Origin of the sequence: Kitasatospora sp. NPDC059803, assembly GCF_042732255.1 — a bacterium.
Lineage (GTDB): Bacteria > Actinomycetota > Actinomycetes > Streptomycetales > Streptomycetaceae > Kitasatospora.
The window spans coordinates 1-9,060 of the sequence record NZ_JBHWIJ010000012.1 but is presented as its reverse complement, the minus strand read 5'-3'; the positions used below and the strand labels follow the sequence as shown (position 1 = coordinate 9,060).

At 73.5% G+C, this 9,060-nt stretch carries 6 protein-coding genes; 4 read left to right on the top strand and 2 right to left on the bottom strand.

The window, feature by feature from the left end:
- Positions 1-136 precede the first annotated feature (136 nt).
- On the top strand, positions 137-1,078 hold the full coding sequence (locus ACFV6I_RS03510) for a nitrilase-related carbon-nitrogen hydrolase (RefSeq protein WP_380423437.1): 942 nt from the start codon (positions 137-139) through the stop codon (positions 1,076-1,078).
- Between the two features lie 138 nt (positions 1,079-1,216).
- Here the strand turns inward: ACFV6I_RS03510 and asnB are convergent, their stop codons facing one another.
- Positions 1,217-3,076 (bottom strand): asparagine synthase (glutamine-hydrolyzing), encoded by a 1,860-nt coding sequence (gene asnB / locus ACFV6I_RS03505; RefSeq protein ID WP_380423436.1) that lies wholly within the window; start codon positions 3,074-3,076, stop codon positions 1,217-1,219.
- 312 nt (positions 3,077-3,388) lie between these two features.
- Entirely contained in the window at positions 3,389-4,792 is a 1,404-nt protein-coding gene (locus ACFV6I_RS03500) for a short-chain fatty acyl-CoA regulator family protein (protein WP_380423435.1), read from the bottom strand.
- Between the two features lie 347 nt (positions 4,793-5,139).
- Here ACFV6I_RS03500 and aceA point away from each other — a divergent pair, with 347 nt between their 5' ends.
- The 3 genes from aceA to ACFV6I_RS03485 all read left to right on the top strand — a co-directional run bounded on the left by aceA (position 5,140) and on the right by ACFV6I_RS03485 (position 9,006).
- Complete coding sequence (gene aceA / locus ACFV6I_RS03495; protein ID WP_380423434.1) at positions 5,140-6,435, top strand: isocitrate lyase; 1,296 nt, start codon at positions 5,140-5,142, stop codon at positions 6,433-6,435.
- A 68-nt stretch (positions 6,436-6,503) separates the two neighbouring features.
- Positions 6,504-8,114 (top strand): malate synthase A, encoded by a 1,611-nt coding sequence (gene aceB, locus ACFV6I_RS03490; RefSeq protein WP_380423433.1) that lies wholly within the window; start codon positions 6,504-6,506, stop codon positions 8,112-8,114.
- A gap of 25 nt (positions 8,115-8,139) precedes the next feature.
- Entirely contained in the window at positions 8,140-9,006 is an 867-nt protein-coding gene (locus ACFV6I_RS03485) for a 3-hydroxybutyryl-CoA dehydrogenase (protein WP_063352214.1), read from the top strand.
- Positions 9,007-9,060: the final 54 nt, after the last annotated feature.

The window sequence follows — 9,060 nt, the reverse complement described above, 5'->3', positions numbered from 1 at the left end:
GGGCGCCTGCCCTACCCCCCCCCCCCCGGCGCCCCCCGGCCGCCCAACCCTACGGCACCCCGGGGCCGCCCCGCGCCCGCCACGGCTTCGGCCGCTGCTCCCGACACCATCACCCGAGACGACCCGAGGACCCGCCATGCGCCTGATCACCGCCCTGAACCCGCCCGCGTCCCCGGCCCGCACCCGCGCACCCCGGCGCGCAGCCCTGCGGGTCGCCCTCGTCCAGCAGCGCTGGCACGCGGACCCCGAGCAGCACCGGGCCGGCCTGCTGGAGGGGATCCGGCTCGCCGCCGAACAGGGCGCCGCCCTCGTCGCCCTCCAGGAGCTCACGCTCTCCCCGTACTTCGCCGTGCTGCGCCAGGCCGACCACCCGCAGGCCGTCGAGCCCGAGGACCTGCGCACCGGCCCGACCTTCACGTTCGCCGCGGCCGCCGCCCGCGAGCACGGCCTCCACGTGCACGCCTCGCTCTTCGAGAAGGCCGACGGGCCGGACGGCCCCGACGGCCTCGGCTACAACACCGCGATCCTCGTCGCCCCCGACGGCACCCTGGTGCAGCGCACCCGAAAGCTGCACATCCCCGTGACCGAGGGCTACTACGAGGACACCTGGTTCCGCCAGGGCCCGGCCGGCGAGGACGCCTTCCCCCTCGCCGAGGTGGGCGACGCCGCCATCGGCCTGCCGACCTGCTGGGACCAGTGGTTCCCCGAGCTCGCCCGCGCCTACTCCCTCGCCGGCGCCGACGTCCTCGTCTACCCGACCGCCATCGGCTCCGAGCCGGGCCACCCCGGCTTCGACACCCAGCCGCTGTGGCAGCAGGTCATCACCGGCAACGCCATCGCCAACGCCACCTTCATGGTCGTCCCCAACCGCATCGGCACCGAAGGCGAACTCACCTTCTACGGCAGCTCGTTCATCGTCGACCCGTACGGCCGCGTACTCGCCCGGGCACCGCGCGACGAGGCCGCCGTCCTGGTCGCCGACCTCGACCTCGACCAGCGCCACGACTGGCTCGAACTCTTCCCCTTCAACGCCACCCGCCGCCCCGACGCCTACGCGCCCCTGACCGCCGAGCGCTGACGCCACCCGGCCTCCCCGGCCCGGCTCCGGCCGGGAGACGGGGAGGCCCCGCGGCGGCGCCACCACCGGCACCCGCCCACGGCCGGACCCGGGCGAGGCGGTGAGGCGGTGAGGTGGTGAGGCGGTGAGGCGGCGAGATCAGAGGGCCAGGGCGGGGCGGTGGTGGTCGAGCCACAGCGCGAGGTCGACGACCCGCTCCAGGCGGAGCCGGTGGCCCCACGGCAACTGCTCGGCAGGGGTGTCGAGGGCGGCCCCGATGACCGTCTCGTCGGCGATGTCCCGTACGTGCGGTGCGTCCAGCGCCTCGCGGGCCAGCCGCTGCAGGCCTGCGTTGTAGTCGGGGTGGTGGGTGGCCGGGTAGTGGTTCTTCGGCCGCCAGAGCACCGAGTCGGGGGCGATGCCCCGGCCGAGGTCGCGCAGCAGGCTCTTCTCCCGGCCGTCGTGGTTCTTCATCGCCCAGGGAGTGTTGAAGGCGTACTCGACGAGGCGGTGGTCGCAGTAGGGCACCCGCACCTCCAGGCCCTGGGCCATGGAGAGGCGGTCCTTGCGGTGCAGGAGTTGGCGCAGCCAGCGGGTGAGCGAGAGGTGCTGCATCTCGCGCAGGCGGTGTTCGTCGGCGCTCTCGGAGTCGAGGCGGGGGACGGCGGCCACGGCGGTGCGGTAGGTGTCGGCGCGGAACTCGGGGATGCGCAGCTGGGCGGCGAGGTCGGGGTGGAGCGGCATGGCGGCCTGGTCTCCGGTGACCAGGAGCCAGGGGAAGGCGCGAGCGGCGAGCGCCTTCGGGTTGTGGAACCACGGGTAGCCTCCGAAGACCTCGTCGGCGGCCTCGCCGGAGAGGGCGACGGTGGAGTGCTTGCGGATCTCCCCGAACAGCAGGTAGAGCGAGGTGTCCATGTCGCCGACGCCGATCGGCGAGTCCCGGGCGACGACCACGGCGCGCCGGTTGTCCGGGTCGAGCAGGGCACGGGGGTCGAGGACGACGGTGGAGTGCTCGGTGCCGATGAACGCGCCGGCCTCGGCGGCGAACGGGGTGTCGTGGCCGGTGCGCAGCACGTCGCCGGTGAACCGTTCGGCCTGGTCGCTGTAGTCGACGGCGTAGGAGCGCAGCGTGGCCTGCGGCCCTTCGCGGAGCCGGAGTTCGTCGGCGATCAGGGCGGTGACGACGGTGGAGTCGAGGCCGCCCGAGAGCAGGCTGCACAGCGGGACGTCGGCCTCCAGCTGGGTACGGGCGGCGCGGTCGACCAGGCCGCCGATCAGCTCGGTGGTGGTCTGCGGGTCGTCGGTGTGCGGGCGGGCGGTCAGCTCCCAGTAGCGCCGTTCGCGGATGCCGTCGCGGTCGAGGACGAGCAGGCTGCCGGGGTGCACCTCGCGGACGCCGGCCCAGACGGTGGGGCCGGTGTTGAACAGCAGGCTGTAGGCCTCGCGCAGGCCGTCGGCGTCCACGGTGGGGGTCACCTCGGGGTGGGCGAACAGGGCCTTGGGTTCGGAGCCGAAGACGAGGCCGCCGTCGGTTTCGGCCCAGAACAGCGGCTTGACCCCGAGCCGGTCGCGGACCAGCAGCAGGCGCTGCTCGCGGTCGTCCCAGACGGCGAAGGCGTACATGCCCTCCAGGTGGTCGACCAGGGCGTCTCCCCACTCCTGGTAGGCGCGCAGGACCACCTCGGTGTCGCTCCGGGTCTCGAACCGGTGGCCCTTGGCGGCGAGTTCGGATCTCAGCCGGTGGTGGTTGTAGACCTCGCCGCTGTAGGTGAGTACCACCTGCGGGTGTTCGGGGCGGTCGGGCATGGGCTGGGTGCCGCCCTCGATGTCGATGACGGCGAGGCGGCGGTGGCCGAGCGCGGCGTGGCGGCCGAGCCAGACCCCACCGGCGTCGGGTCCGCGCAGGGCCATGGTGTCGGTCATGGCCTGGATGACGGAGGCGGCGCCGTGGCCGGTGTCCTGGTGGAAGGACTGGCCGATGTCCTGGTGGAAGGACACCCAGCCGGTGATCCCGCACATGCTCGCGCTCCTGGGGTGAAGGGGTGTGCTCTGCCGGACGCTGTCGGCGACGGCGCCCGGCACAGAAGTCGGACCGGACGTCGGGGAAGTTCCGAGCACCTGCATGATTCCCGGAACGGGTCGGGCGGTGCCCGTGCGAAGCCCGCCGGGCGCGAACCGCCGGGCGTCGGGCTCGGACGGACGGACGTCGGGCTCCGACGGACGAGCGCCGGGCTCGGACGGACGGGCGCCGGGCTCGGACGGACGGGCGCCGGGCTCGGACGGACGGGCGCCGGGCTCGGACGGAGGTGCCGGTACGCCGGGTGGCGGCCTTCAGTTCCGGGGGTCGGGCAGCGCGGGGTACGGGATGAAGGTGCTGGTGTGCTCGTCGAGCGCGAGCGGCCGGCCGATGGCGGGTGCGGCGCGCTGGGGGCACGCCGGGCGTTCGCACACCTTGCAGCCGAGCCCGATCGGGGTGGCGGCCGTCTCGTCGCCGAGGTCCAGCCCCGCCGAGTACACGAGCCTTGCGGCGTGGCGGAGTTCGCAGCCGAGGCCGATGGCGAAGGTCTTGCCGGGGCGGCCCCAGCCGCCGGGTGAGCGGGTGACGGCGCGGGCGGTCCAGAGGTAGCGCCGGCCGTCGGGCATGGCGGCGACCTGGACGTGGACCCGGCCGGGGGCGGCAAAGGATTCGTAGACGTTCCACAGCGGGCAGGTGCCGCCGGTGCGGGAGAAGTGGAAGTCGGTCGCGGACTGGCGCTTGGAGACGTTGCCGGCCCGGTCCACCCGGACGAAGGAGAACGGTACGCCACGCAGCCGGGGCCGTTGGAGGGTGCTGAGCCGGTGGCAGACCGTCTCGTAGCCGACGCCGAAGTGGTCGGCGAGGTGCTCGATGTCGTAGCGCGCCGATTCGGCCTCGGCGTGGAAGGCGGCGTACGGCAGCACGAGGGCGGCGGCGAAGTAGTTGGCCAGGCCGATCCGGGTGAGCGACCAGGCGGTGGAGCCTTCCGGGCTGTCCTGGGCCGCGAGTTCGGACAGCAGCGGATCGTGTTCCAGGTAGGCGAGTTGGGTGGCCATCCGGAAGGCCTGCTGGCCCGGGCGCAGCCGGTCCGACAGGCTCAGGACCCTGCTGCGCGGGTCGTACCGGTGCAGGTGCTCGCCTCCGGCGACGGTCCGTACGCCGTGGCCGGAGGCGAGCCGGCCAGCCAGCACCGCCCTGACCTCGCCGCGCCGCAGGCCGATGGCTGCGGCCAACTCCTCGGCTGCGGTGTCGAGTTCGTGGAGGTAGTTCTGGCGGCGGTAGAAGAACTCGCGGACCTGTTCGTGCGGGGTGAGGGTGTCGGGCGCCGGGCCGCGGTCCCCGGCGAGGACGGCGAGCTGTTCGGCGACCGCCCGTCGGCTGCGGCCGAGGTCCATGAGCAGCCGCGCCACGGCGGGCAGGCGGGCGGCCACCTCGTCGAGGTCCCCGGCGGTGACCCGCCCGGCCGCGAGCTCCTCGCCGAGCGCGTCGCGCAGTTCGGCGGTGAGCCGGGCGCTGTCGGGCGGGGCGAAGTACCCGGCCTCGACGCCGAAGGCCTCGGTGAGGCGCAGCAGGACGGGCACGGTGAGCGGGCGGGCGTCGTGCTCCAGCTGGTTGAGGTAGCTGGGTGAGAGGTCGATCAGCCGGGCGAGGGCGGCCTGGCTGAGTCCGCGTTCCTCGCGCAGGCGGCGCAGCCGGGCGCCGGCGAAGGCCTTTCCCATCGTGTCGCTCTCCCCTCACCGGGCGTCGGCCGATCCGGTGCGGGAAGCCTAGCCGCACCGCGAGGGGTCGAGTCGTCGCAACCTTCGCAGATTTGCCGAGGACCGTTCGCAGAAGTTGGCAGTGGTCCATCGGTGACGGCGGCCTCGCGGGGTGCCAGAGTCGGTGGTGCGGCCGGGAGGTGCGCAGGACAGCGGCGAAACACCAGGTCGGTCGCGGCCGGGCAGGCTGTCCGGGCATCCACGTCCTGCGGCGTTCCGCCGCCGCCCGGCACCGCCCGGCCGCCCACTCGCCCTTGCGGTGAGACACCTCACAACCTTCGCAACGAGCACCCCTGGGGAGCAGACCCATGACTCAGTCGTTCCGGCAGCAGCAGGAGCAGCAGGCGGCGGCGCTGGCCGCCCGGTGGGCGTCCGACCCGCGGTGGGCGGGCATCGAGCGCACGTACTCGGCGGCCGAGGTCGTGCGGCTGTCCGGCACCGTTCGCGAGGAGCACACGCTGGCCCGCCGGGGCGCCGAGCGCCTGTGGCGGCAGTTGCACGAGCAGGACTACGTGCACGCCCTCGGCGCGCTGACGGGCGGTCAGGCCGTGCAGATGGTGCGGGCCGGGCTGCAGGCGATCTACCTGTCCGGGTGGCAGGTCGCGGCCGACGCCAACCAGGCCGGGCAGACCTACCCGGACCAGAGCCTCTACCCGGCCAACTCCGTTCCCCAGGTGGTGCGTCGGATCAACAACGCGCTGCTGCGCGCCGACGAGATCGACGCGGCGGAAGGGACGGACGGCGGGCCGGACTGGCTGGTGCCGATCGTCGCCGACGCGGAGGCCGGCTTCGGCGGTCCGCTGAACGCCTTCGAGCTCACCAAGGGCATGATCGCGGCCGGCGCGGCGGGCATCCACTACGAGGACCAGCTCGCCTCCGAGAAGAAGTGCGGCCACCTGGGCGGCAAGGTGCTCGTCCCCACCGCCCAGCACGTCCGCACCCTCAACTCCGCCCGCCTGGCCGCCGACCTCGCGGACGTGCCGACCCTGATCGTGGCCCGCACGGACGCGCTCGCCGCCAACCTGCTGACCAGCGACGTCGACGAGCGCGACGCCCGGTTCTGCACCGGCGAGCGCACCGCCGAGGGCTTCTACCGGGTCGAGCCGGGCATGGCCCCGGTGATCTCGCGCGGCCTCGCGTTCGCCCCGTACGCGGACCTGATCTGGGTGGAGACCAGCACCCCCGACCTCACCCAGGCCCGCGAGTTCGCCGAGGCGCTCAAGGCCGAGTACCCGGACAAGATGCTCGCCTACAACTGCTCGCCGTCCTTCAACTGGAAGGCGGCCCTGGACGACGACCAGATCGCCAAGTTCCAGCGGGAGTTGGGCGCGATGGGCTACCGCTTCCAGTTCATCACGCTGGCCGGCTTCCACGCGCTGAACCACTCGATGTTCCAGCTCGCCCGCGGCTACGCCGAGCACGGGATGACGGCCTACGTCGACCTCCAGGAGGCCGAGTTCGCGGCCGTGCCGCAGGGCTACACCGCGGTGAAGCACCAGCGCGAGGTCGGCACCGGGTACTTCGACCTGGTCTCCACCGCGCTCAACCCGAACGCCGAGACGCTCGCCCTGACCGGCTCCACCGAGGCCGAGCAGTTCCACTGAGCCATCCCCGGCGGCCTCTTCGAGGAGAGACCGCCTTTCACCCCGCCGCCCGCCACCTGGAGAACCGGATGAGCCAGCCCAGCCGCATCGACGTCCTCGGCGAACACGAGGACCGCTTCGACGAGATCCTCACCCCTGACGCCCTGGACTTCGTGGCACGCCTGCACGGGGCCTTCGCCGGCCGCCGCGCCGAACTCCTCGCCGAGCGCCGCCGCCGCGCGACAGCGCTCGCCGCCGGAGGCACCCTGGACTTCCTTCCCGAGACCCGCGCCGTCCGCGAGGACACCACCTGGCGGGTGGCCGGCGCCGGACCCGGCCTGGCGGACCGCCGGGTGGAGATCACCGGCCCACCCGAGCGCCGGATGGCCGTCAACGCGCTCAACTCCGGCGCGAAGGTGTGGCTGGCGGACTTCGAGGACGCCACCTCCCCCACCTGGCACAACCTGCTCACCGGCCAGCTGAACCTGCTCGACGCCATCGAGCGCCGGATCGACGACACCACCCCGGAGGGCAAGCGGTACCGGATCGGCGACACGCCCGCCACCATCGTCGTGCGCCCGCGCGGCTGGCACCTCGACGAGCAGCACCTGCTGATCGACGGCCGCCCGGCGATCGGCGCCCTCGTCGACTTCGGCCTCCACCTCTTCCACTGCGGCCGGCGGCAGATCGAGCGCGGCAGCGGCCCGTACTTCTACCTGCCCAAGCTGGAGAACCACCTCGAAGCCCGGCTGTGGAACGACGTCTTCACCTTCGCCCAGCACGAGTTGGGCATCCCGCACGGAACGATCCGCGCCACCGTGCTGATCGAGACCATCACCGCCGCGTTCGAGATGGACGAGATCCTGTACGAGCTGCGCGAGCACGCGGCCGGCCTCAACGCCGGGCGCTGGGACTACCTGTTCAGCCTGATCAAGAACTTCGCCACGCACGGCCCCCGCTACGTCCTGCCGGACCGCGCCACCCTCACCATGACCCAGCCCTTCCTGCGCGCCTACACCGACCTGCTGGTGCGCACCTGCCACCGCCGCGGCGCCCACGCCATCGGCGGCATGGCCGCCGCCGTCCCGCAGCGCGACCCCGCCGCCAACGAGGCGGCCCTGACCAAGGTCCGCGCCGACAAGGAGCGCGAGGCCGGCGATGGCTTCGACGGCTCCTGGGTCGCCCACCCCGGCCTCGTCGCCACCTGCCGGGCGGCCTTCGACACCGTCCTCGACGGCCGCCCGCACCAGCTCGACCGCACCCGCGAGGACGTCGAGGTCACCGCCGCCGACCTGCTCGGCGTGCACAGGCTGTCCGTCGGCCTGCCGACCGAACAGGGCCTGCGCTCCAACGTCGCCGTCGCCCTGCGCTACTTGACGGCCTGGCTAGGCGGCTCCGGGGCCGTCGCCGTCTTCGGCCTGATGGAGGACGTCGCCACCGCCGAGATCGCCCGTTGCCAGATCTGGCAGTGGCAGCACCACTGCTCCCGGCTGACCGGCGGCTCGCTCGCCACCCCCGACCTCGTACGGCGGCTGATCGACCGCGAGCGCGCCGCCCTGCTCGGCGAGGGCGCCGACCCGGCGCTGGTGGACGACGCCGTACGGATCCTGGAGGAGACCGCCCTCGGCGCCGAACTGCCCTCCTTCCTCACCACCGAGGCCTACGCCCGCCACCTCGTGCGGATCCGCACCGCGGCCTGAGCCGCCCGACCACGGAGGCAACACCATGAACGACATCCGCCGAGTCGCGGTCGTCGGCGCCGGGCAGATGGGCTCCGGCATCGCCGAGGTCTTCGCCCGCGCCGGCCTGGACACCGTCGTCTGCGAGGCCGGCCGAGGCGCCCTGCGCGCCGCCCGGGCCCGGATCGACCGTTCGCTGCACCGCGCCGTCGACCGCGGCCGGATCAACGAGCAGCAGCGCACGGACGCCTGGGCCCACCTGCTGTTCGCCGACGACCTGGAAGCGCTCGCCGACCGCCAGCTCGTCGTCGAGGCCGTCGTCGAGGACGAACGGGTCAAGACCGAGGTGCTCGGCACCCTGGACAAGGTGCTCGTCGCCGACGACGCCGTCCTGGCCACCAACACCTCCGCCATCCCGGTCACCCGCCTCGGCATCACCACCGACCGCGCCTCCCACGTCCTCGGCCTGCACTTCTTCAACCCCGCCCCCGTCATGCCGCTCGTCGAACTGGTCGCCTCGCTGCACACCGCCCCGACCGTCCTCGACCGGGTGGAGGCCTTCACCCGGGACACCCTCGGCAAGCACGTCATCCGCTCCCGCGACCGGGCCGGCTTCGTCGTCAACGCCCTGCTGGTGCCCTACCTGCTCTCCGCCGTCCGGATGGCCGAGGCCGGCCACGCCAGCCCCGAGGACATCGACGCCGGCATGGTCCACGGCTGCGCCCACCCCATGGGCCCGCTCCAACTCGCCGACCTCATCGGCCTGGACACCGTGCAGGCCATCGCCGAGTCCATGTACGACGAGTACAAGGAGCCGCTCTACGCGCCGCCGCCCCTGCTCTCCCGCATGGTCGAGGCGGGCCTGCTCGGCCGCAAGAGCGGACGCGGGTTCCACGCACACCCCTCGACCTGACGGCCCCTCGGCGCCCGCTACGCCCAGCGCCCCGGAGAACGCGCCACCCGCGCG

Bases quoted from the DNA above. Each gene is read 5' to 3' on its own strand.
- ACFV6I_RS03510 (WP_380423437.1), top strand. From the start codon at position 137: ATGCGCCTGATCACCGCCCTGAACCCGCCCGCGTCCCCGGCCCGCACC.
- asnB (WP_380423436.1), bottom strand. From the start codon at position 3,076: ATGTGCGGGATCACCGGCTGGGTGTCCTTCCACCAGGACATCGGCCAG.
- ACFV6I_RS03500 (WP_380423435.1), bottom strand. From the start codon at position 4,792: ATGGGAAAGGCCTTCGCCGGCGCCCGGCTGCGCCGCCTGCGCGAGGAA.
- aceA (WP_380423434.1), top strand. From the start codon at position 5,140: ATGACTCAGTCGTTCCGGCAGCAGCAGGAGCAGCAGGCGGCGGCGCTG.
- aceB (WP_380423433.1), top strand. From the start codon at position 6,504: ATGAGCCAGCCCAGCCGCATCGACGTCCTCGGCGAACACGAGGACCGC.
- ACFV6I_RS03485 (WP_063352214.1), top strand. From the start codon at position 8,140: ATGAACGACATCCGCCGAGTCGCGGTCGTCGGCGCCGGGCAGATGGGC.